The following is a 24,196-nucleotide window of genomic DNA, read 5'->3' on the forward strand; positions in this document are numbered from 1 at the left end:
GGGAGTCCCTTCTGCCCCGCCCTTCGGGCGACGAAGGGACTTCCGGAACACGCCCCAGGTCGCCGGTCCTCGCGTCCTGCCACCCTCATCCGTTCAGTCCGTCACTTGTCGTAGAGAGCAACTCCGATGATTCCTCTGTCCTTTGCCCAGCAGCGCTTGTGGTTCCTCGGCGAACTGCAGGGGCCCAACGGCATGTACAACATCCCGATCACTCTGCGACTGACCGGTGACCTGAACCTCGACGCCCTGCGGGCGGCACTGGCGGACCTGGTCGAGCGGCACGAGGCTCTGCGGACGCTGATCGCGACGAACGACGGCGTCCCCGAGCAGATGATCCTCACCCCGGACGGCTTCGACGTGCCGCTGCCGGTGATCGAGGTGACGGAGGACGAGTTGGCGCGGGTGATGGCCGAGGAATCCGGCCGCCCGTTCGACCTCTCCCGCGAGATCCCCTTGCGGGCATGTCTGCTCGCGGTGGGCCCGCAGGACCACGTACTGGTCCTGGTGGCCCACCACATCGCCAGCGACGGCTGGTCCCTGGCGCCTTTGGCACGGGACGTCTCCACCGCGTACACCGCCCGGTCGGGCGGCCAGGCCCCCACCTGGGAACCGCTCCCGATCCAGTACGCCGACTACGCCCTCTGGCAGCGTGAACTCCTCGAGGGCGAGGACGACCCGGCGAGCTTCCTGAACCAGGAACTGTTGTACTGGCGGAAGGCCCTGGCCGACCTGCCGGAGGAACTGCCCCTGCCCTTCGACCGTCCGCGCCCCTCTGTGCCGAGCCACCGCGACGGCAGCGCGGACCTCGACGTCCCCGCCGATCTGCATCGGAGGCTCGTCGCCCTCGCCCGGGCCGAGGGCGTCACCATGTTCGCGGTGCTCCATGCCGCGCTCGCCACCCTGCTCTCCCGTCTCGGCGCCGGCACCGACGTCCCGATCGGCACCCCGGTGGCGGGGCGTACCGAAGTCGCCCTGAACGATCTTGTCGGCTTCTTCGTGAACACCCTGGTGATCCGCGGCGACCTGTCGGGACGCCCTTCGTTCCGTGATGTGCTCGCCCGGGTGCACGAGCGGAATCTGGACGCGCTCACCCATCAGGAACTGCCCTTCGAGCGGCTGGTGGAGGACCTGGCGCCCGCCCGGTCGCTGGCCCGGCAGCCGTTGTTCCAGGTCATGCTGGCGTTGCAGGACAACGCCGAACCGGGCCTCTCGCTGCCCGGCCTCGACGTGAGCGTGCTGGCGAGCAGGGAGGCACCGGCCAGGGCCGACCTCGCCGTCTCCGTCAGGGAGACCTTCGGCCCCGGCGGCGTCCCGGCCGGCCTCATGGGCGGTATCGGCTACGCGGCGGATCTGTTCGACCACGGCACCGTGCGGACGCTGGCCGAGCGGTTGGTCCGGGTCCTCGACGCGGTGACCGCCGACCCGGCGCGGCCCGTCGACGACATCGACCTGCTCAGCCCGGCCGAGCGACGGCAGGTCGTGACCGGATGGAACGACACCGCGCACGACGTCCCGGCGGCGACACTGCCGGAACTGTTCGAGGCGCAGGTGGTGCGCGCCCCCGGTGCGACGGCGGTGATGTTCGAGGACGTCGAGGTGTCCTACGCGGACCTCAACGCCCGCGCGAACCGGCTCGCCCGCCACCTCGCCGACCACGGCGTCGGCCCGGAAACCTTCGTCGGGGTGCATCTCGAACGCTCCGCGGATCTGGTCGTCACGCTCCTGGCGGTGGTGAAGGCCGGCGGCGCCTACCTCCCCCTCGACCCCGACCACCCCGCCGACCGGATCGCCCACATACTCTCCGACGCCCGGCCCGCCGTCGTCGTCACCACCGGCGCCCTCCAGCCGCGTCTCCCCGCCGGTGAGGAGGTGCGGCACCTCGTCCTCGACGAGGCGGACACGGCGCTCACACTCGGCGCGCTCTCCTCGGCCGACCTCGACGACAGTGACCGTCGCGGTGCGCTGCTGCCCGCGCACCCGGCGTACGTCATCTACACGTCCGGCTCCACGGGACGGCCCAAGGGTGTCGCCGTACCGCACCGGGGGGTGGTCAACCGCCTGGAGTGGATGCAGCACCAGTACGCGATCGGAGCCTCGGACCGGGTTCTGCAGAAGACCCCGTTCGGGTTCGACGTCTCGGTCTGGGAGTTCTTCTGGCCCCTCCTCCAGGGCGCGGTCCTGGTCGTGGCCCGCCCCGGCGGACACCGCGACCCCTCCTACCTGGCCGAGCTCATCCAGACCCGGCACGTCACCGTCAGCCACTTCGTCCCCTCCATGCTGAAGGTGTTCCTCGCCGGCCCCTCGGCCTCCCGCTGCACCACCCTGCGCGCCGTCCTGTGCAGCGGCGAAGCCCTCTCCCCCGAACTCCGCGACCAGTTCCTGCGCACACTCGACACCCCCCTGCACAACCTCTACGGCCCCACCGAGGCCTCCATCGACGTCACCCACGCCTCGGATCTCACGGGTGACGCCCCGGTCGTGCCCATCGGCCGACCCGTGTGGAACACCCACACCTACGTCCTCGACGCCTCCTTGCGACCCGTCGCCCCCGGTGTCCCGGGTGAGCTCTATCTCGCCGGCACCCAGCTCGCCCGCGGCTACGTCGAGCGCCCCGGCCTGACCGCCGAGCGCTTCGTCGCCAACCCCCACGGCGGACCGGGCGAGCGGATGTACCGCACCGGCGACCTCGTGCGCTGGAGCAGCGACGGACAGCTGGAGTACCTGGGCCGCACCGACGACCAGGTCAAGATCCGCGGCTTCCGCATCGAACTCGGCGAGATCGAGGCCGCCCTGGCCTCCCACCCGGCCGTCGCGCAGGCCGCCGTCGTCGTCCGCGAGGACACGCCCGGCGACAAGCGTCTCGTCGGCTACATCGTCCCGAGGACCGACACCGACGGCACCGACGTCCGCACCCACGTCGCCGGACTGCTGCCCGACTACATGGTTCCCTCGGCCGTGATGGTCCTGGACGCCCTCCCCGTCACGGTGAACGGCAAGCTCGACCGGGCCGCCCTGCCCGCGCCCGAGTACACCTCGGGGCAGGCCGGCCGTGGGCCGCGCACCGCCCGCGAGGAGATCCTGTGCGAGGCGTTCGCCGAGATCCTCGGCCGGCCGCACATCGGGGTGGACGACAACTTCTTCGACCTCGGCGGGCACTCGCTGCTGGCGGTGACGCTGGTGGAACGCCTGCGCGCCCGTGGTCTGTCGGTCGATGTACGGTCCCTGTTCACCACGCCCACCGTGGCCGGTCTCGCGGCGACCACCGGTCGGGCCGAGGTACAGGTTCCCGAGAACCGCATCCCGGCCGGTGCGCAGGTGATCACGCCGGACATGCTTCCCCTGGTCGACCTGGACGCCGGGCACATCGCGGACATCACCGCCCGCATCCCCGGCGGCGCCGCGAACGTGGCGGACGTGTACCCGCTCGCCCCGCTGCAGGAGGGCATCCTCTTCCACCACCTCATGGGCGGCGGCACCACGGACGACGACGTCTACGTCCTCCCCACCGTCCTCCGCTTCGATTCCCGCGGCAGGCTCGACGAGTTCGTGACCGCCCTGCAGAAGGTGGTGGACCGGCACGACAACCTGAGGACCGCGGTGCTCTGGGAAGGGCTGCCCGAACCGGTGCAGGTGGTGCTCCGGCACGCCGCGCTGCCGGTGGAGGAGGTCGTGCTGACCGGCGACGCCGACGCTCCGGCGCAGGACCATGAACTGGTGGCCCGGCTGCTGGCCGTGTGCCCCCCGTCCATGACCGTCAGCAGTGCTCCTCTGGTCCGTATGCACGTGGCCGCGCAGCCGGGCGGCGAGCAGTGGCTCGCACTGGTGCAGGTCCACCACCTGATCCAGGACCACACGGCGCTGGACGTCATCCTGGGCGAGGTGCAGGCGTTCGTCGACGGACGTGACGACGAGCTGCCCGCGCCCTCGCCGTACCGCGACGTCGTCGCCCGGGCACGGGGCCAGGTGTCCCGGCAGGAGCACGAAGCGTACTTCGGCCGCCTGCTGGGCGACGTCACCGAGCCGACCGCCCCGTTCGGGCTGGTGGACGTCCATGGAGACGGCAGGGGGGCCGCCGAGGCGACCGCCCGTATGGAGCCGCGACTCGCGGGAAGACTCCGTGAGCAGGCACGGCGCCTCGGCGTTAGCCCGGCGACGTTGTTCCACGTCATGTGGGCCCGTGTGCTGGCCGCGACCTCGGGCCGCGAGGACGTGGTCTTCGGGACGATCCTGTTCGGCCGGATGGGCGCGGGGGCCGAACGCGCCGTCGGTCTGTTCATCAACACCCTCCCCGTCCGCGTCGGCACCCACGGCGCCGGCACGCGGGACGTCGTACACGCCGTTCAGGCCCAGCTGGCCGAGTTGCTGCTGCACGAGCACGCGCCTCTCGCGCTGGCACAGCGGACGAGCGGGATACGCGGTGACGCCCCGCTGTTCACCTCGCTCCTGAACTACCGCCACGGCCTGACGGATTCCGAGCAGGCGCGTGACGGGCTTCCGGGCGTGGACGTGCTGTTCATGCAGGAGCGCACGAACTACCCCGTCGGCATGATCGTCGACGACATCGGCGACGGGTTCGTCCTCACGGCCCAGGTCGTCGCGCCCGGGTCGCCCGACGTCCTGTGCGCCATGATGGAGACCGTCGGCGAAGGGGTGGTAGCCGCGCTGGAATCGGCGCCTGACGCGCCGCTCGGGGACATCGACGTGCTGGGTGCCGAGGAGCGCCGGCGTGTCCTGGTGGAGTGGAACGACACCGCACGCGACCTGCCCGCGGCGACCCTGCCCGAGCTGTTCGAAACCCAGGCCGCCCGCACCCCGCACGCCACCGCCGTCGTGTTCGGCGACACCGAACTCACCTACGCCGAACTCAACACCCGCGCCAACCGCCTCGCCCGCCACCTGCTCACACACGGCGTCGGCCCCGAGCAACTGGTCGCCCTCGCACTGCCCCGGTCCATCGACCTCATCGTCACCATCCTCGCCGTCACCAAAGCCGGCAGCGCCTACCTCCCCGTCGACCCCGCCTACCCTGCCGACCGCATCGCCTACCTCCTCACCGACAGCCGGCCCGCACTCGCCATCACCAGCGAAACAACACGGGAAAAGCTGACCGCGGCCGACATCACACAACTGTCCCTCGACGACCCCCAGCTGCGACACACCCTGTCGGAACTCCCCGATCACGACCTGTCCGACACCGAACGCCACCAGCCCCTGCTGACCGCCCACCCCGCCTACGTCATCTACACCTCCGGCTCCACCGGCCGCCCCAAGGGCGTCACCGTCACCCACCACGGCCTCGCGAGCCTGATCGACGCACAGGCCGAGAAGTTCGCGATCACGACCGACAGCCGCGTCCTGCAATTCGCCTCACCCAGCTTCGACGCCGCCGTCTCCGAGATCGCCGTCACCCTGTCCACCGGCGCCACTCTCGTCGCCGCCGCCCGCGACGACCTGCTCCCCGGCCCGGCGCTGACCCGTCTCGTCGCCGACCGGAAGGTCACCCACGCCACCCTTCCCCCGGCCGTCCTCCCCGACCTGGACCCCGACGAGCTCCCGCACCTCACGACCCTCATCACCGCGGGCGAAGCCCTCCCCGCGCACCAGGTCACCCGCTGGGCCGCCGACCGCACCCTGATCAACGCCTACGGACCCACCGAGTCCACCGTCTGCGCCACCACCGGCCGGCTCACACCGCCGACAGACGTCCACATCGGCACCCCGATCACCAACACCCGCCTGTACGTCCTGAACACCGCGCTGCGGCCCGTCGCCCCCGGCGTTCCCGGCGAGCTCTACATCACCGGATCCGGCCTCGCCCGCGGCTACCTGAACCGCCCCGGCCTCACCGCCGAGCGCTTCGTCGCCGACCCCCACGGCGGACCGGGCGCACGGATGTACCGCACCGGCGACCTCGCCCGCTGGACCGCCGACGGACGGCTCGAATACCTCGGCCGCACCGACCACCAGGTCAAGATCCGCGGCTTCCGCGTCGAACCCGGCGAGATCGAGGCCGCACTGGCCTCCCACCCGGCCGTCGCCCAGGCCGCCGTCGTCGTCCGCGAGGACCAGCCCGGCGACAAGCGTCTCGTCGGCTACGTCGTCCCCACCGCCCCGGACGTGGACGGCGCCGCGGTCCGTGCCCATCTCGCCGGCCTGCTGCCCGATCACATGGTGCCCTCGGCCGTGGTCGTCCTGGACGCGCTCCCGCTGAGCGTGAACGGCAAGCTCGACCGCAACGCCCTTCCCGCGCCCACGTACGGGACGACCGAGGAGAGCCGGGAACCGCGGACCGCGCAGGAGCAGCTCCTGTGCCAGCTGTTCGCCGACGTCCTGGGCCTGCCGAAGGTCGGCATGGACGACAACTTCTTCGAGCTCGGCGGCCACTCGCTGCTGGCGACGCGTCTGGTGAGCCGTATCCGCACCACCCTCGGAAGGGAACTCCCGATCCGGGCCCTGTTCGAGACGCCCACCGTCGCGGGACTCGCCGGCCGTCTGACGGACGCCGGGACGGCACGCCGGAGGCTGACCGCCGCATCGCGCCCCGAGGCCGTCCCCCTGTCCTTCGCCCAGCAGCGGCTGTGGTTCCTCGGTGAACTCGAAGGACTCTCCGGGCTCTACAACATCCCCATCGCCCTCCGCCTCACCGGCGGCCTCGACCCCGAGGCCCTTCGCGCCGCCGTCCATGACGTCGTCACCCGTCACGAAGTCCTCCGCACGGTCTTCCCGAGCGTCGACGGCTCGCCCAGCCAGCGCATCCTCGGCCCGGACGCGGTCGACCTCCAGCTGCCCGTGAGCGACGTGACCGAGGCCGGAATCGCCCGGGCCGTCGGGGAGGAGGCCGCACGCGCCTTCGACCTCAGCCGCGAGATCCCGCTGCGGGCGCGGCTGTTCACGGTGGCGCCGCAGGACCACGTCCTGGTGGTGGTGCTCCACCACATCGCCGGTGACGGGTGGTCACTCGCGCCGCTGGCGCGGGACATCTCCACCGCGTACGCCGCCCGGTCGGGGGGCCACGCCCCCGCCTGGGAGGAGCTCCCGGTCCAGTACGCCGACTACACGCTCTGGCAGCGTGAGCTCCTCGGGGACGAGGACGCCCCCGGAAGCCTGCACGGCACACAGCTGGCCTACTGGCGCGAGGCCCTGGCCGGCCTGCCGGAGGAACTCACCCTGCCCGGCGACCGCCCCCGGCCGCCGGTGGCATCCCACCGCGGCGCCACGACCGGCGTCCGCATCGACGCGGACCTGCACGCACGGCTGACCGTGCTGGCCCGCGCCGAGGGCGCCACCATGTTCATGGTGCTCAACGCCGCACTGGCGACCCTGCTCTCCCGCCTGGGGGCGGGCACCGACATCCCCATCGGCACGCCCGTCGCCGGCCGTACCGACGAGGGCCTGGACGACCTCGTCGGGTTCTTCGTCAACACCCTGGTGATCCGTACCGACGTATCGCGCGCCCCCTCCTTCCGGGAGGTGCTGCGGCGCGTCCGCGAGCAGAGCCTGGGCGCCCTCGCCCACCAGGACGTGCCGTTCGAACGGCTGGTGGAGGACCTCGCCCCCGCCCGTTCCATGGCCCGCCACCCCCTGTTCCAGATCATGCTCGCCCTGCAGAACGCCACCGACCCGGCACTCGACCTGCCCGGCCTGGACAGCCGGCTGCTGGCCAACGGGGACCTGCCCGCCAAGTTCGACCTCGACCTCCAGCTCCGCGAGAACCACGCCGACGGCCATCCCGCCGGTCTGACCGGCACCCTCACCTACGCGGCCGACCTGTACGACCGCGCCACCGCGGACACGCTCGTCCAGCGGCTCGTCCGCGTGCTCGACGCCGTCACCGCGGACCCCGCGCTTCCGGTCACCGGCATCGACCTCCTCAGCGGCATCGAACGCGAGCGGGTGCTCGTCGAGTGGAACGACACCGGCCGGGAGGTGCCGCAGGCCACGCTGGCGGAGCTGTTCGAGGCCCAGGCGGCCCGGAGGCAGGACGCCATCGCGGTCGCGTTCGACGACGCCGAACTGTCCTACGCCGAGCTGAACGCGCGGGCCAACCGGCTGGCGCGACTCCTGGTCTCCCACGGCGTGCGGCCGGAGGACCGTGTGGCGGTGATGATGGACCGCTCGGCCGATCTGGTGGTCGCGCTGCTGGCGACGGTCAAGGCGGGGGCGGCGTACGTGCCGGTCGACCCGGCCTATCCGGCCGACCGGATCGCCTTCATGATGGCGGACGCCCGCCCGGCTCTGCTGGTCACGCAACAGGCCCATGCCCGCGTGGAGATCCCCGAGCAGCGCGTGGTGGCGGTGGACGATCCCGCCACGGTCGCCGAGCTGGAGGGCCTCGGTGCGCAGGACCTGTCGGACGCGGACCGTGGCGGGAGGCCGTCGGCCGTCCACCCGGCGTACGTGATCTACACCTCCGGGTCGACGGGGCGTCCCAAGGGCGTGGTCGTACCGCAGCAGGCCGTCGTCCGCCTCGTTCAGCAGGCGAACTACGTCACGCTGGGCGACGACGACGTGGTCGCCCAGGCGTCGTCGGTGTCGTTCGACGCGGCGACGTTCGAGATCTGGGGTGCGCTGACCAACGGCGCGAAGCTGGTGGGCGTCGACCGGGACGTGCTGCTGTCTCCCGAGCGGCTCACCGCGCGGATCGAGCGCAGCCGTATCACCACGATGTTCGTCACCACCGCGCTGTTCAACCGCCTGGCGGCGGAGGCGCGTGAGGGCCTCGGAAGCCTGCGGTACCTGCTGTTCGGCGGCGAGGCGGTCGACCCTGTGAGTGTCCGGCGGGTCATGGAGTCCGCCGGGCCGGAGCACCTGCTGCACGTGTACGGGCCGACGGAGACGACGACGTTCGCGACCTGGCACGCGGTGGAGCGGGTCGAGGGCGCTACCGTGCCGATCGGCGGCCCGGTCTCCGGCAACCGGCTGTACGTCCTGGACGCCGCGCTGCGGCCGGTGCCGCCGGGGGTGGCCGGTGAGCTGTACGTGTCCGGGGCCGGCCTGGCCCGGGGATATCTCGACCGGCCCGCGCTGAACGCGGAGCGGTTCGTCGCGGCCCCCTACGACGGGCCGGGCGAGCGGATGTACCGCACCGGGGACCTGGTGCGCTGGACCGCCGGCGGTCAGCTCGAGTTCATCGGCCGCACCGACCACCAGGTCAAGATCCGCGGCTTCCGCATCGAACTCGGCGAGGTCGAGGCCGTCCTGGCCTCCCACCCCGACATCGCCCAGGCCACCGTGGTCGTCCGCGAGGACCACCCCGGGGACAAGCGCGTCGTCGGCTATGTCGTCCCGGGCGACGACGCGAGCGGCGCCGTCCTCGACGGCCCGGACGGAGGGGCGGTCCGGGAGTACATGTCCCGGCTGCTGCCCGACTACATGGTGCCCTCGGCCGTGGTGGTCCTGGACGCGATCCCGCTCACGGTGAACGGCAAGCTGGACCGCGAGGCCCTGCCCGCCCCCGACTTCACCGCCGCGAGCCCGGGCCGCGCGTCACGGACCCTCCAGGAGGAACTCCTCACCCAGGCGTTCGCCGACGTCCTCGGCCTCCCGCACGTCGGGGTGGACGACAACTTCTTCGACCTCGGCGGCCACTCCCTGCTGGCCACCCGCCTGGTCAGCCGTGTCCGCACCACCCTCGGGGCGGAGATCCCGATCCGTGCCCTGTTCGAGACCCCCACCGTGGCCGGACTCGCCCAGCGCCTGACGGACTCCGAGACGGCACGCCAGAGGCTGACGGCCGTGCCGCGCCCCGCCACGGTGCCGCTGTCCTTCGCCCAGCAACGCCTGTGGTTCCTCGGCGAACTCGAAGGACCCTCCGGGCTCTACAACATCCCCATCACCCTCCGCCTCACCGGAGACCTCGACCCCGACGCCCTCCGCACCGCCCTCACCGACGTCGTCGCCCGCCACGAAGCCCTCCGCACCGTCTTCGCCAGCGTCGACGGCACGCCGGAGCAGCACATCCTCGGCCCGGACGCGATCGACCTCCGGCTGCCCACGGCCGAGGTGGCGGAAGGCGAGCTCGAGCAGGCGGTGGCCGACGAGTCCCACCGCCCCTTCGACCTCGCCCGCGAGATCCCGCTGCGGGCACGGCTGTTCACGGTGGCGCCGCAGGACCACGTCCTGGTCCTGGTCCTCCACCATGTCGCCGGCGACGGCTGGTCGCTCGCCCCCCTGGCGCGCGACATCTCCACCGCGTACGCCGCCCGGTCGGGCGGCCATGCCCCCGCCTGGGAACCGCTCCCGGTCCAGTACGCCGACTACGCCCTCTGGCAGCGTGAGCTGCTGGGAGACCCCGACGATCCCGAGAGCCTGCACCACGCGCAGCTCGCCCACTGGCGGCAGACGCTGGCCGGTCTTCCGGAGGAACTCGCGCTGCCCGGCGACCGTTCCCGGCCCCCCGTGGCCACCCACCGGGGCGGCACCGCGAGCCTGCACATCGACGCCGAACTGCACCAGCGGCTCAGCGCCCTCGCCCGCGCCGAAGGCGTCACCATGTTCATGGTGCTCAACGCCGCGGTGGCGACCCTGCTGTCCCGCCTCGGCGCGGGAACCGACATCCCCATCGGCACGTCGGTGGCCGGCCGCACCGACGAGAGCCTGGACGAGCTCGTCGGGTTCTTCGTCAACACCCTGGTGATCCGTACGGACGTGTCCGGCGACCCGTCGTTCCGGGAGATGCTGCGGCGCGTCCGCGAGCAGAGCCTGGGGGCCCTCGCCCGCCAGGACGTGCCGTTCGAACGGCTGGTGGAGGACCTCGCCCCCACCCGTTCCATGGCCCGCCACCCCCTGTTCCAGATCATGCTGGGTCTGCAGAACAACACCTCGCCCACCCTCGACCTGCCGGGGCTCGACGCCGCCCCGCTGCCGAGCGGCGCCCAGCCGGCCAAGTTCGACCTCGACATCCAGCTCCAGGAGACCTTCGCTCCCCAGGGCCGGCCGAACGGCCTGGCCGGCGTCATCACCTACGCGACCGATCTGTTCGACCACACCACGGTCGTCACCCTCATCGAACGGCTCGTGCGGTTCCTCGACGCCGTGGCCGACGACACCGGCCGGCCCGTCACCGGCATCGACCTGCTCAGCCCGGCCGAACGCCACCAGGTCCTCACGGAGTGGAACGACACGGCGCACGAGGTGCCCGCGTCGACGCTTCCGGAGCTGTTCCGGGCTCAGGTGGCCCGGACACCGGACGCCACCGCCGTCGTGTTCGAGGACAGCGAGGTGTCCTACGCCGACCTCGACGCACGCGCCAACCGGCTCGCCCGTCTCCTGCTCACCCACGGCGCCGGCCCCGAACGCCTCGTGGCGCTGGCGCTCCCCCGCTCGACCGACCTGATCGTCGCCCTCCTCGCCGTGCTGAAGACAGGCGGCGCCTACCTCCCCATCGACCCCGAACACCCCGCCGACCGGATCGCCTACCTGCTCTCCGACGCACGGCCGGCGCTCCTGGTCACCACGGAAGCCCTCCGTCCGGAGGGGGACGTCCCCCAACTCGTCCTCGACGACCCGCACACGGCGGGCGTCCTCGCCGGCCTGCCCGCCGGCGACCTCGACGACGCCGAGCGGCAGGGCGTGCTGCTGCCCGCGCACCCGGCGTACGTCATCTACACCTCCGGCTCCACCGGACGGCCGAAGGGCGTGACCGTCACCCACCGGGGCGTGGTCAACTACATCGCCCGCACCTGGCACGCCTATCCCCACCTCGGCGGAAGCACCCTGCTCCACGCGTCCATCGCCTTCGACCTCGGTGTCACCGCCCTGTACGGCGCGCTCACCAGCGGCGGACGCCTCCACATCGCGACCTGGGACGAGACCCTCCCGGCCACCCTCGCCGGCCACGAGATCACCTTCCTCAAGGCCACACCCAGCCACCTGGCGTTCCTCCAGACCCTCCCCGGCAACTGGGCACCCACGGGGCAGCTGATGCTCGGCGGGGAACCCCTGCGCGCGGCGCAGCTCCAGCAGTGGCACCGCGACCACCCGGACGTGCCCGTCGTCAACCACTACGGACCGACCGAGACCACCGTCGGCTGCACCGACCACCCCGTGGGCTCCGCCGGCGGCACCGGCCAGGGGATCACGCCCATCGGCCGCCCGATGTGGAACACCCAGATCTACGTGCTCGACCCGGCCCTGCGGCCGGTTCCCCCGGGCACCCCCGGCGAGCTGTACGTCGCCGGCGCCCAACTCGCCCGCGGATACCTCCACCGCCCCGCGCTCACCTCCGAGCGCTTCGTCGCCAACCCCTACGGCGGACCGGGCGCACGCATGTACCGCACCGGCGACCTGGCCCGCTGGAACACCGACGGGCAGCTGGAGCATCTGGGCCGCACCGACGACCAGGTCAAGATCCGCGGCTTCCGCATCGAACTCGGCGAGATCGAGGCCGCCCTCACCTCCCACCCCGCGGTCACACAGGCCGCCCTGGTCGTCCGCGAGGACAGCCCCGGCGACAAGCGCGTCGTCGGCTACGTCGTCGCGGGAGCGGACGTGGACGGCGCCGCCGTCCGCGCCCACGTCTCCGGTCTGCTGCCCGACTACATGGTTCCGTCGGCCGTGGTGGTCCTGGACGCACTCCCGCTCACCGCCAACGGGAAGCTCGACCGCCGCGCCCTCCCCGCACCCGCGTACGAGACGACCGAGGGGAGCCGGGAGCCGCGGACGCTCCAGGAAGAGCTCCTGTGCCAGGTGTTCGCCGGCATTCTCGGCCTGCCGCACGTCGGGGTGGACGACAACTTCTTCGACCTCGGCGGCCACTCGCTGCTCGCCGTACGGCTGGTCAGCCGTATCCGCACGGTGCTCGGGGCGGAGGTCCCGATCCGTGCCCTGTTCGAGAGCCCCACGGTCGCGGGTCTCGCGGCCCGGCTGGAGGACATGGACGAGACGCGGCCCCGGGTCACACCCAGGCCGCGGCCGGACGTCCTGCCGCCGTCCTTCGCCCAGACACGGCTGTGGCTGGTACGTGAAATGGAGGGCGGAAACGCCAACTACAACATCCCGGTGGCCCTGCGCCTGACGGGCGACCTGGACATCGAGGCGACACGTGCCGCCCTGCGCGACGTCCTCGTCCGGCACGAAGTGCTGCGGACCGTCTTCCCGGCCCCCGACGGCACACCGCGGCAGTCGGTTCTCCCCTCGGAGTCCGTGTCCTTCGACGTGCCGCTCATCGACGTCGCCGAGGCGGACCTGCGCGAGGAGGTCGTGCGGGTGTCGCGCTCCGCGTTCGAGCTGCGCACCGACATCCCGCTGCGCGCCTGGCTCTTCAGGCTGAGCCCGCAGGAGCACGTACTGGTGATCGTGGTGCACCACATCGCCGCCGATGCGTGGTCGCTGGGCCCCCTGGCGAATGACGTGTCGGCCGCCTACACGGCCCGGGCCGGCGGCCGGCCTCCCGTCTGGGAGCCCCTGCCGGTCCAGTACGCCGACTACACCCTCTGGCAGCGTGACCTCCTCGGCGACCCGGGCGACCCCGCGAGCCTGCACCACACGCAACTGGCCTACTGGCGGGAAAGGCTGGCCGGGCTCCCGGAAGAGCTCGCCCTGCCCACCGACCGGCCCCGGCCCCGGACGGCCACCCACCGAGGCGACACCTCCGGCCTGCACATCGACGCCGGACTGCACCGGCGGCTGACCGACCTGGCACGCGCCGAGGGCGTCACCATGTTCATGGTGCTCAACGCCGCGCTGGCGACCCTGTTCTCCCGCCTCGGCGCGGGCACCGACATCCCCATCGGCACCCCCATCGCCGGACGGACCGACGAGAACCTCGACCGGCTCGTGGGCTTCTTCATCAACACCCTCGTCATCCGCAACGACCTGTCCGGCGACCCCACCTTCCGCGACGCGCTCCACCGCGTCCGGGACGAGAGCCTGGGCGCCCTCGCCCACCAGGACCTGCCGTTCGAACGCCTGGTGGAAGACCTCGCGCCCGCCCGGTCCTCGGCGCGCCACCCCCTCTTCCAGACCATGCTCGTGCTGCAGAACGTCGCGCCTGCCACCCTCGATCTGCCCGGAATGGACATAGAGAGAATCGAGGTCGGCGACAATCCGGTCTTCGACCTGTCCTTCGTCCTGGCGGAGGAGTTCGACGCCGAGGGCGGTGCCGCCGGGGTGAACGGAATCGTCACGTTCGCCGCGGATCTGTTCGACCGCGCGAGCGTCGACATGCTCGTCGAGCGGCTCGTGGAGGTGCTGAACGCGGTGACGGCCGACCCGGACCTTCCGGTGGGCCGCCTCGACGTGCTGGGTGCCGAGGAGCGCCGGCGTGTCCTGGTGGAGTGGAACGACACCGCACGCGACCTGCCCGCGGCGACCCTGCCCGAGCTGTTCGAAACCCAGGCCGCCCGCACCCCGCACGCCACCGCCGTCGTGTTCGGCGACACCGAACTCACCTACGCCGAACTCAACACCCGCGCCAACCGCCTCGCCCGCCACCTGCTCACACACGGCGTCGGCCCCGAGCAACTGGTCGCCCTCGCACTGCCCCGGTCCATCGACCTCATCGTCACCATCCTCGCCGTCACCAAAGCCGGCAGCGCCTACCTCCCCGTCGACCCCGCCTACCCTGCCGACCGCATCGCCTACCTCCTCACCGACAGCCGGCCCGCACTCGCCATCACCAGCGAAACAACACGGGAAAAGCTGACCGCGGCCGACATCACACAACTGTCCCTCGACGACCCCCAGCTGCGACACACCCTGTCGGAACTCCCCGATCACGACCTGTCCGACACCGAACGCCACCAGCCCCTGCTGACCGCCCACCCCGCCTACGTCATCTACACCTCCGGCTCCACCGGCCGCCCCAAGGGCGTCACCGTCACCCACCACGGCCTCGCGAGCCTGATCGACGCACAAGCCGAGAAGTTCGCGATCACGACCGACAGCCGCGTCCTGCAATTCGCCTCACCCAGCTTCGACGCCGCGATGGCCGAGATCGCGGTGACGTTGTGCAGCGGGGCCTCCCTTGTCCTGGCGGCTCAGGAGGACCTGGTGAGCGGGCCGGCGCTGACCCGCTTCATCACCGCCGGCGAGGTGACTCATGTGACGCTGCCGCCCGTCATGCTGGCCGAGCTCGCGGCGGACAGCCTGCCCACGGTGACCTCGTTGGTGACCGCCGGTGAGTCGCTGCGGCCGGATCTCGTCGGCCGGTGGGCGGCAGGGCGTCGTCTGGTCAACGCCTACGGCCCGACCGAGTCGACGGTCTGCACGACGATGGGGGTGCTGAGCGCCGACAGCGCGATCCCGTACATCGGGGAACCGATCGCCGACACCCGGGTGTTCGTGCTGGACGCCGCGCTTCGGCCGGTGCCGATCGGGGTGGCCGGGGAACTGTACGTGTCCGGCGCCGGTCTGGCCCGGGGATACCTCGACCGGCCCGCGCTGACCGCGCAGCGGTTCGTCGCCAGCCCCTTCGGCGGACCGGGCGCACGGATGTACCGCACCGGCGACCTGGCCCGCTGGACCACCGACGGACAGCTGGAGTACCTGGGCCGCACCGACGACCAGGTCAAGATCCGCGGCTTCCGCATCGAACTCGGCGAGATCGAGGCCGCACTGGCCTCCCACCCGGCCGTCGCCCAGGCCGCCGTCGTCGTCCGCGAGGACACGCCCGGCGACAAGCGCCTCGTCGGCTATGTCGTCGCCACCGGGGACTCCGCCCCGCAGACGGACAATGCCGCCCTTCGCAACCACGTCGCCGGCCTGCTGCCGGACTACATGGTGCCCGCGGCCGTGGTGTACCTGGACGCGCTCCCGCTCACGGTGAACCGCAAGCTGGACCGCAAGGCCCTGCCCGCCCCCGACTACGGCACCGGTGCCATCGGCCGCGGCCCGGCGAACCTGCGGGAGGAAATCCTCTGCACGGTCTTCGCCGAGGTCCTCGACCTGCCGTCGGTCGGCGTCGACGACAACTTCTTCGAACTCGGCGGGCACTCCCTGCTCGCGACCCGTCTGGTCAGCCGCATCCGGTCGGTGTTCGGAACGGAGGTACCGATCCGGGCACTGTTCGAGACCCCCACCCCGGCCGCTCTCGCGGGCCGGCTGACCGCCTCCGGCGCGTCCCGGCCCTCGTTGGCGCCGGCGCAGCGGCCGGAGCTGGTGCCTCTCTCCTTCGCGCAGCAGCGGCTGTGGTTCCTGGGCGAACTGGAAGGCCCCTCGGCCACCTACAACATCCCGATGGCACTGCGCCTGACCGGCACCCTGGACACCGACGCCCTCCACGCCGCGCTCCGCGACGTCGTGGCCCGGCACGAGGTCCTGCGCACGACGATCACCACCGTTGACGGCCGGCCCTACCAGCGGATCGTGGACGCCGACGCGGTCGGTGACCTGCTCACGGTCGTCGACGCCGAACAGGTCGCGCAGGCCGGGCTGACCCGCCTGGTCGCCGAGGCCGCGGGCCACCGGTTCGACCTGACGGGTGAGATCCCCCTGCGCGCCGGCCTGCTGCGGACCGCTCCCGACGAGCAGGTACTCGTCGTGGTGATGCACCACATCGCCGGTGACGGCTGGTCCCTGGGCCCCCTCGCCCAGGACCTGTCGACCGCCTACACCGCCCGCGCCACCGGCACCGCCCCCGCATGGGCCCCGCTGCCGGTCCAGTACGCCGACTACAGCCTCTGGCAGCGCGACCTCCTCGGCGACGCGACCGACCCCGACAGCCTCCTCACCGAACAACTCGCCCACTGGCGCCACGCACTGGACGGGACACCCGAGGAACTGGCACTGCCCACCGACCGGCCACGTCCCCCCGTGGCCTCCCACCGGGGCGGAACCATCGAGTTGCACATCGAGGCCGAGGTGCACCGGGCACTGGTCGACCTGGCGCGGGCGCAAGGGGTGACGGTGTTCATGGTGGTGCAGGCGGCACTGGCCACCTTGCTGCACCGCCTCGGCGCCGGCGACGACATCCCCATCGGCACCCCCATCGCCGGACGCACCGACGAGGCACTCGACGACCTGGTCGGATTCTTCGTCAACACCCTCGTCCTACGCTCCGACCTGTCAGGCAACCCCGACTTCACGCAGCTCCTCGACCGCATCCGCGAACACGCACTCAACGCCTACGCGCACCAGGACGTGCCCTTCGAACGGCTGGTGGAAGAACTCACCCCGACCCGGTCCATGGCCCGCCACCCCCTGTTCCAGGTCATGCTCACCCTGCAGAACAACACGCAGGCCAGACTGGAGCTGCCCGGCCTGAACGTCGAGGCGCTCCCCACCGGGGCCGGTCCCGCCAAGTTCGACCTCGACGTCCAGCTCAATGAACACCTCACCGATGACAGGACCCCCGCGGGCCTGCACGGTGTCCTCACCTACGCCACGGACCTGTTCGACCACCACACCGCCGCCGGCATCGCCGAACGCTTCGTCCGGGTCCTGCACACCGTGACCGCCGACCCGTCGGTGCCGGTCGACGGCATCGAGGTACTGGACGCCGCCGAACGCGACCGGATCCTTGTGACATGGAACGACACCGCCCGCGACGTCCCCCTCGCGACGCTTCCCGAGCTGTTCCAGGCCCAGGCCGCGCGCACCCCGGACGGGACCGCGGTCGTGTTCGAGGACACCGAACTGTCCTACGCGGAACTCAACACCCGCGCCAACCGGCTCGCACGGCTTCTCCTCGACCGCGGCGTACGGCCTGAGGACATCGTCGCTCTGGCACTGCCACGGTCGATCGACCTCAGCGTCGCCATCCTGGCCGTGCTCAAGGCGGGAGCCGCCTACCTGCCGATCGATCCGCGCTATCCCGCGGACCGGATCGCCTACATGCTCACCGACGCCCGACCGGCAGTCCTCATCAGCGGCGAAGCGGCGCAGGACGAACTGCCGCCGACCGACGTGGTGCACCTGTCGCTGGAGGACGCGCGGCTGCGGGAAGAGCTGGCGGGCCGCCCCGGCCACGACGTGACCGACGCCGAACGCCACGCCCCGCTGCTGATCACCCACCCCGCCTACGTCATCTACACCTCCGGCTCGACGGGCCGTCCCAAGGGCGTCCTGGTCACCCACCGTGGCGTGCCGAACCTCGCCGCCGACCACATCGAGCGGCTCGGGATCGGCCCCGAGAGCCGGCTGCTCCAGTTCGCCTCGCCCAGCTTCGACGCCTCGGTGGCCGACATGTGGCCGGCCTGGCTGGCGGGCGCGGCCCTGGTGCTGGCTTCCGCGGACCAGATGTCGCCCGGTGCGCCGTTGGCGCAACTGGCCGCCCGGCAGCGCGTCACCCACGCGACCCTTCCTCCCGCGACGCTGCCGCTGCTCGCCTCGGCGGGCGGTCTCCCGGAGGCGATGACCCTGGTGGTCGCCGGTGACGTGTGCCCGCCGGAGACCGCTGAGCGGTGGTCTCGCGGCCGGCTCATGCTGAACATCTACGGGCCGACGGAAGCGACGGTCGCCTCGCTGGCCAGCGCCCCCTTGTCCGGACCCGGCGTTCCTCCCATCGGCGCGCCCCTGTGGAACATGCGCGCCTACGTCCTGGACTCCGGTCTGCGGCCGGTACCCCCCGGCGTCGCGGGCGAGTTGTATCTGGCCGGCGTGCAGTTGGCCCGGGGCTATGTCAACCGGCCCGCGCTGACCGCGGAACGCTTCGTCGCCACCCCCTACGGGGAACCGGGCGAGCGCATGTACCGCACCGGCGACCTGGCCCGCTGGAACACCGACGGGCAACTGGAGTACCTGGGGCGCACCGACCACCAGGTCAAGATCCGCGGCTTCCGCATCGAACTCGGCGAGATCGAGGCCGCGCTGACGGCGCATCCGTCCGTCGCCCAGGCCGCCGTGATCGTCCGCGAGGACCAGCCCGGCGACAAGCGACTGGTCGGCTACGTCGTCCCCACCGGGGACTCCGCCCCGGGGACGGACGGTCCCGCCCTGCGCGCCCACGTCGCCGGCCTGCTGCCGGACTACATGGTGCCGGCGGCGATCGTCGAACTGGACGCGCTCCCGCTCACGGTCAACCGCAAGCTCGACCGCAAGGCCCTGCCGGCCCCCGACTACGGCGCCGGTGTCACCGGCCGCGGCCCGTCGAACCCGCAGGAGGAGATCCTCTGCGCGGTCTTCGCCGAGGTGCTCGACCTGCCGTCGGTCGGTGTCGACGACAACTTCTTCGAACTCGGCGGGCACTCGCTGCTCGCGGTGACGCTGGTGGAGCGGGCGCGGGAGCGGGGCATCGCGGTGGATGTCCGCTCGCTGTTCGTCAGCCCGACGGTGGCGCGACTGGCCGCGGCCGTCGAACAGGCGGCCGGGCAGGTCGCCGTCCCGGCGAACGGCATCCCCGCCGACGCCACGGTGATCACGCCGGAGATGGTGACGCTGGCCGACCTCACCGGCGAGGAGATCGAGCGGATCGCCGCCGACGCTCCGGGTGGGGCGGCCAACATCGCCGACATCTACCCGCTGGCCCCGCTGCAGGAGGGGATCCTCTTCCACTCCCTGATGGAGAGCGGGAACGCAGGCGACCCCTACGTCCTGCCGATCGTGCTGGGATTCGATTCCCGGGCGCGGGTGGAGGCGTTCCTCGCCGCGGTGCAGCGGGTCGTCGACCGGCACGACATCCTGCGGACCTCCTTCGCCTGGGAGGGGCTGCGCGAACCGGTCCAGGTGGTGGCGCGCCAGGCGACGCTCACCGTGCGGGAGGTGGACCTCCCCTCGGAGTCGGACGACAGTGCGGACATGGCGGACCGGCTCCTCGCGGCCTGCCCGACGAGCATGGACCTCTCCCGAGGCCCGTTGCTGCGCGCCCATATGGCCCGGCAGCCCGGCGGGGACCGCTGGATCGTGGTCCTGCAGGTCCATCACCTGATCCAGGACCACACCGCGCTGGACGTGGTCATGGGTGAGGTGTCGGCCTTCCTCGACGGGCGGCAGGACACCCTGCCCGAGCCGCTGCCGTTCCGGGAGTTCGTCGGGCAGGCCAGGGCGGGAGTGTCCTCCAAGGAGCACGAGACGTTCTTCGCGGCTCTGCTCGGCGATGTGAGCGAGCCGACCGCGCCGTACGGCTTGCTGGACGTGCTCGGAGACGGGCGTGACGTGGCCGAGGCGCGGACGCCGCTCGCCGCGGATCTCGCGGTGCGGCTGCGGGAGCAGGCCCGGCGCCTGGGTGTCAGCCCGGCGACGCTGTTCCACGTCGCCTGGGCGCGCGTCGTGGCGGCCACCTCGGGCCGCGACGACGTGGTGTTCGGCACCGTGCTGTTCGGCCGGATGAACGCGGGCGCCGGAGCCGACCGGGTACCCGGCCTGTTCATGAACACCCTTCCCGTCCGGGTGAACGCGAGTGCCGGGGGTGTGCTGGAGGCCGTGCGCGGGATGCAGCGGCAGCTCGCGGAACTGCTGGTGCACGAGCACGCTCCGTTGGCGGTGGCGCAGCAGGCCAGCGGGGTCTCCGCGCAGACCCCGCTGTTCACCTCGCTGTTCAACTACCGCCACAGCGAGGCGGCCGCCGCCGGCGCCGGGCTTGACGGTGTCGACCTGCTCAATGCGCGTGAGCGCACCAACTACCCGGTCGCCGTCAGCATCGACGACACCGGTGAGGGCTTCGCCGTGAAGGCCCAGTCGGTCTCCCCGATCGATCCGGGCGCCCTTGCCTCGATGGTGACCACTGCGGCCGACGCCATCGTGTCGGCGCTGGAGTCGGCACCGTCGACCGCGCTCGGTCAGGTCGAGGTGCTTCAGGCCGTCGAGCGGGAGCGGCTGTTGGTCGGCTGGAACGACACCGCCCGCGAGGTCGCTCCCGCGACGCTCCCCGAGCTGTTCCAGACGCGGGCCGCCCGCACCCCCGACGCGACCGCGGTGCGGTACGAGGGCCTCGAACTCACCTACGCCGAACTGAACGCACGGGCCAACCGGCTGGCGCGACTGCTGACAGCACACGGCGCGGGTCCCGAGCAGCGGGTCGCGGTCATGATGGACCGCTCACCCGACCTCGTCACCACCCTCCTCGCCGTGGTCAAGACCGGCGCCGCGTATGTGCCGATCGACCCGGAGTACCCGGCGGAGCGCGTCGCCCACGTCCTGGAGGACGCGAAGCCCGCATTGGTCGTCACCACCCGTGACACCGAGGGCGCACTGCCGCGGACCGTGACACGCGTGGTCCTGGACGACCCCACGACCGTCACCGACCTGGGAAGGCGGCCCGGCGACAACCTGTCGGACACCGACCGCGGCGGACCCCTCCTGCCCGCACACCCCGCCTACGTCATCTACACCTCCGGCTCCACCGGCCGCCCCAAGGGCGTCGCCGTCCCGCACGCAGGCGTCGTGAACCGACTCACCTGGATGCAGGACACCTACCGCCTCACCCCCGACGACCGCGTCGTGCAGAAGACACCCTTCGGATTCGACGTATCCGTATGGGAGTTCTTCTGGCCGCTCCTCGAGGGCGCCACCCTCGTCGTCGCCCGCCCCGGCGGACACCGCGACCCCGCCTACCTCGCCGAACTCATCCAGCGCGAGAACGTCACCATCGCCCACTTCGTGCCGTCGATGCTCCAGGTGTTCGTCGCGGCGGCCGAAGCCTCGCACTGGGCACTGCCCTCACTGCGCGCCGTCATGGCCAGCGGCGAGGCCCTGCCCGCCGAACTCCGCGACCGCTTCACCGCCTCCCTCGGCATCCCCCTGCACAACCTCTACGGCCCCACCGAAGCCTCCATCGACGTCACCGCCTTCACCTGCGAACCCGACACCGACACCGACGGCGTCGTCCCCATCGGCCGCCCCGTCTGGAACACCCAGGTCTATGTGCTCGACACCGCACTGCGGCCCGTACCGCCCGGCGTCACCGGGGAGCTCTACCTCGCCGGCGTCCAACTCGCCCGCGGCTACGTCAACCGACCCTCACTCACCGCCGAACGCTTCGTCGCCAACCCCCACGCCGAACCCGGCGCACGCATGTACCGCACCGGCGACCTCGCCCGCTGGAACACCGAAGGCGCCCTGGAATACCTCGGCCGCACCGACGACCAGGTCAAACTCCGCGGCTTCCGCATCGAACTCGGCGAGATCGAAACCGCACTCCTCACCCACCCCTCCGTCGGCCAGGCAGCCGTCATCGTCCGCGAAGACCACCCCGGCGACAAACGCCTCACCGGATACATCGTCCCGGCGAGCGGTCAGGACGGCGGCCTGGACATCGCGGAGGTCCGTGCCGGCCTGTCCGCCCTGCTGCCGGAGTACATGGTCCCGTCCGCGATCGTGGTCCTGGACGCGCTGCCGCTGACGGTCAACGGCAAGCTCGACCGCAAGGCGCTGCCGGCGCCGGAGCACTCCGCCGGACAGACGAGCAGGCAACCGGGAACCTCCCACGAGTACCTGCTCCGCGAGGTGTTCGCCGATGTCCTCGGCCTTCCTGTGGTCGGGGTGGACGACAACTTCTTCGAGCTGGGCGGGCATTCACTGCTCGCCGTGCGGCTGCTCGGGGAGATCCGCAACGCCACCGGCGCGCAACTGCCCCTCGCGAGCGTGTTCCAGAACCCGACCGTGGCGGGCCTGGCATCACTGCTCGGCACCGGCACCGAGGAGGACCTCATCCAGCCGGTGGTGGCGCTGCGCGGGCACGGAGACCGGCCGCCGCTGTTCTGCCTGCCCCCCGCCAGCGGTTTCGGCCTGTCCTACATCGGTCTGGTGCGGCACCTGGACGCCGACCAGCCCGTGTACGGACTGCAGGCTCCGGGCGTGACCCTGGCGGAGACGACTCCGTCCGATCTCGACGCGCTGGTCACCTGGTACGTCGACCACATCAGGAGCGTCCAGCCGAGCGGCCCCTACCACCTGCTGGGCTGGTCCATGGGCGGCAACCTCGGGCACGCCGTCGCAATACGGCTCCAGCAGGCCGGGCAGGAGGTGCCTCTGCTGGCCATGATGGACGCCTACCCGCCGGACACCGACGCCCCGCATGCGGAGGCCGACGACCACACCGTCATGGTTCAGCTCCTGCACGCCCTCGGGCACCCGGTGGACACCTCGGACGGTCCGCTCACGGTGCCCGGGACATTGCAGATCATCAAGGAGGAGATCCCCGCTCTGAAGGACCTGACCGAGGACCACATCCAAGGGGTGATCCAGAACACTCGCGACAACTGGAGGATGGTCCGGCGCACCACGCCGGGGCACTTCGCCGGCGACATCGTCCACTTCCCCGCGACGGAGACCGGGTACTCGCAGGAGGAGGTCCGCCGTCGGTGGGCGCCCTACGTGACCGGGAGCCTGCACATCCATCCCGTCGCGTCCGCCCACAACGACATGACCCGGCCCGAGCCCCTGCGTCAGGTGGGGACAGTACTGGCCGCCGCCTTGGCGAGGCGTTCGCGGTGACCGCCGGGGCCCACGCGCGAGACCGCGCGTGGGCCCCGCGAGCCGCGACCCGCCGACGCCGGTCCAGGACACCGGTCCCCCGCGGGATCCCCAGAAATGCTCAAGGGCCGGTTTCGGATATCTCCGAAACCGGCCCTGAACCACGACTGTCTCCAGTCGGGACGACAGGATTTGAACCTGCGACCCCTTGACCCCCAGTCAAGTGCGCTACCAAGCTGCGCCACGTCCCGATGCGCTTCGCCGCGGAGAACCGCGTGATCGCGCGCTGAGTACATTACCCCACACCGCCGGACGCGCCGAAGCGGGGCCCCGGGCGCGACAATCGCCGTATGGGCAGCACACCGGAGGGACGGCGGACCGGCGCACGGGACCGCGACGGCGAGGGCCGCGCCCGCAGCGCACGGCCGCGCGACGGGCTCGGACGGCCCCTGCCGTACGGCGCGCGGGGCGTGGAACGGCAGCCCGAGGGGGTCGTGCGGAGGCCGCCGGAGACGGTCGCCGAGGCGCAGGCCCTCCTCGACGCGGGCAAGCCCTTCCACGCGCACGAGGTCTTCGAGGACGCCTGGAAGTCGGGCCCGGAGGACGAACGCACGCTGTGGCGGGGCCTGGCCCAGTTGGCAGTCGGTCTGACCCACGCGGCCCGCGGCAACACGACGGGCGGCGCCCGGCTGCTGCGCCGGGGCGCGGGCGCGCTCGAGGAGTGGGCGGGCCGGACCGGGCGGAAGCGGCCCTACGACCTGGACCTGCCGGGGCTCGCCCGGTGGGCGCGGACGCTGGCCGCCGACGTGGACGGGGGCGTGGCGGTGGACGCCGGGACACGGGCACCAGGGCTGCGAGGGGTGTGAGGGGCCGTGTCCACGCCTCGCGCGACGCGGCCTGGCGCCGT

General features: G+C 72.1%; 2 protein-coding genes and 1 tRNA gene. 2 read left to right on the plus strand and 1 reads right to left on the minus strand.

All coding sequences use genetic code 11. From position 1 onward, the window contains the following. Positions 1–126: 126 nt before the first annotated feature. The gene (locus ACWCPM_RS24135; protein ID WP_450978325.1) at positions 127–23,310 is read left to right on the plus strand and encodes a non-ribosomal peptide synthase/polyketide synthase; all 23,184 of its coding nucleotides are present in this window, start codon (positions 127–129) and stop codon (positions 23,308–23,310) included. Positions 23,311–23,466: 156 nt separating this feature from the next. Here ACWCPM_RS24135 and ACWCPM_RS24140 read toward each other — a convergent pair. Next, positions 23,467–23,540 (minus strand) — tRNA-Pro (locus tag ACWCPM_RS24140). Between the two features lie 99 nt (positions 23,541–23,639). On the opposite strand from ACWCPM_RS24140, the gene ACWCPM_RS24145 reads away from it, so the two are divergent. Next, positions 23,640–24,155: a DUF309 domain-containing protein gene (locus tag ACWCPM_RS24145; RefSeq protein ID WP_450978326.1), complete on the plus strand. Its 516-nt coding sequence runs from the start codon at positions 23,640–23,642 to the stop codon at positions 24,153–24,155. The last annotated feature ends 41 nt before the right edge of the window (positions 24,156–24,196 follow it).

It is taken from the genome of Streptomyces sp. NPDC002309 (assembly GCF_053593375.1).

Excerpts from the sequence above, each read along its gene's own strand:
- ACWCPM_RS24145 (WP_450978326.1), top strand. The coding sequence starts at position 23,640 with ATGGGCAGCACACCGGAGGGACGGCGGACCGGCGCACGGGACCGCGAC.
- ACWCPM_RS24135 (WP_450978325.1), top strand. The coding sequence starts at position 127 with ATGATTCCTCTGTCCTTTGCCCAGCAGCGCTTGTGGTTCCTCGGCGAA.